Here is a 1770-nt window from a genome sequence, read left to right on the forward strand (position 1 = left end):
CTAGTCCTGGACTTCGCACATGCTTTGGAGTGAATGCCCGTCACTCTGATCATGATCGATGTGTTGGTCTGGGTATGGGTGTGACAGGTGCTCCACGTCGTAGTGCTGTGCGTCCTCGTGCCGAGTTGGTCGAGGGTGTTGTGCTGGAGAAACGCCTTGGATCGCTGCCGGTGATCGCGGATTTCTGCCGGCGGATCGACATTGCCGGGATCATCGATGAGTTGTGCCCGATCCGTGATGTCGCTCTCGCGACGCATGGGCAGGTCATCGAGGTCCTGATCGCGAACCGGTTGACGAACCCGTCAGCGATGGCCGGGATCTGTGACTGGGCGCGGGCGTGGGCGGTCCCGGAGGTGTACGGGATCGCCGCGTCCGCGCTCGGCGACGACCGGCTCGGGCGGGCTTTGGACGCGGTCGCCGACAACGTCGACACGATCGTCGGGACGGTCGGCGCCGCGGCGATCGACAGGTTCGGTATCGATGTGACCCGGCTGCACTGGGACATGACGTCGATCTCGCTGTTCGGCGCTTACGACCACAACGATCCCGACTACCCGCAGCCGGGCTGGGGACATCCGAAAGACCGGCGGCCGGACCTGAAACAGATCCAGGCCGGGATCGCGGTCAGCGCGGACGGGGCGGTCCCGGTGTTCCACCAGGTCTACGACGGCGGCGCGAGCGAGATCACGCAGGTCGTCGACGCCATGCACGCCCTGCAGAACCTGGCGGACACGCCCGGGTTCCTGATGGTCGGCGACTCGAAACTGATCTCCCACGCCAACATCACCGCGATGACCGACGCCCAGGTCAGCTTCCTCGCCCCCCTCGCAGCGGCCCGGGTCCCCGCCGGCCTGTTCGCCAATATCGACCCGGGCACCACCGTGGCGGTGGACTACGTCGCCCAACGCGACATCCGAAAGCCTGCCGGCAAGCGCTGCGCCTACCGGGTCACCGAAGACGTCATGCACCTTGCCGGGCCCCGCAAAACCGACCCGGTGCACCAGGTCCGCCGGATCCTGGTGCACTCCAGCGCCAACCAGCACGCCGCCCAGGCCGCCCGCGAGCTGAAACTCGGCAAAGCCCGCACCGAACTCGACACCCTGACCCGCACCGCCGGCACCCGGCATCACCCCGACACCGCCGCCGTGACCGCGAAAGCCGCCCAGATCAGCAAGAAACGCCGTGTCAGCGCCTACCTGCACACCACCATCACCACCGACCCGGACACCGGAAAACCCGCCTTCGCCTGGCACTTCGACCAAGCCGCGATCGATACCGAAGCCGCTACCGACGGCTGGTACGCGCTGCTGACCAACCTCGACCCGGCAACCGCAGACGCCGCCGAAGTCCTGCGCCGCTACAAAGGCCAAAACACCGTCGAACAGCGCTACAGCACGATCAAAGGACCCCTCGCCGTCGCACCCATATTCCTGCAAACCAACCGCAGGATCACCGCCCTGATCACCGTGATCTGCCTGGCCCTGCTCATCTTCAGCCTCATCGAACGCGAAGTCCGCCAACACCTCGCCGAACAGAACCAGACCGACATGGTCGGCTTCTACGCCTTCGACAACCGCGCCGTCAAACCCACCGCCCGACTCATCCTGCAAGCCCTGCACGACCTACGACTCATCCCCGCCCACGACCGGCAACCACCCAAAATCCCCACCCCCGGATGGCTCCAAGCCCAACTCCTCACCCACCTCAAAGTCGACCCCACCCGACCCCGCTGGCTATAACGGCAGTCCAACACCATGTGCGAAGTCCAGG

General features: G+C 65.8%; 2 protein-coding genes. One reads left to right on the top strand and one right to left on the bottom strand.

What is annotated here, in order from left to right; translation table 11 throughout:
- The coding region (locus tag EER30_RS49345; RefSeq protein WP_240670780.1) for a hypothetical protein at window positions 1-257 on the bottom strand (257 nt) is incomplete at its 3' end.
- On the opposite strand from EER30_RS49345, the gene EER30_RS46635 reads away from it, so the two are divergent.
- A complete protein-coding gene (locus EER30_RS46635; RefSeq protein ID WP_240670779.1) occupies window positions 171-1739 on the top strand; it encodes an IS1634 family transposase in 1569 nt (522 codons plus the stop codon). The two genes, EER30_RS49345 and EER30_RS46635, sit on opposite strands and share 87 nt — an antisense overlap.
- The last annotated feature ends 31 nt before the right edge of the window (window positions 1740-1770 follow it).

Source organism: Actinoplanes solisilvae (assembly GCF_003999975.1).
GTDB classification, from domain to species: domain Bacteria; phylum Actinomycetota; class Actinomycetes; order Mycobacteriales; family Micromonosporaceae; genus Actinoplanes; species Actinoplanes solisilvae.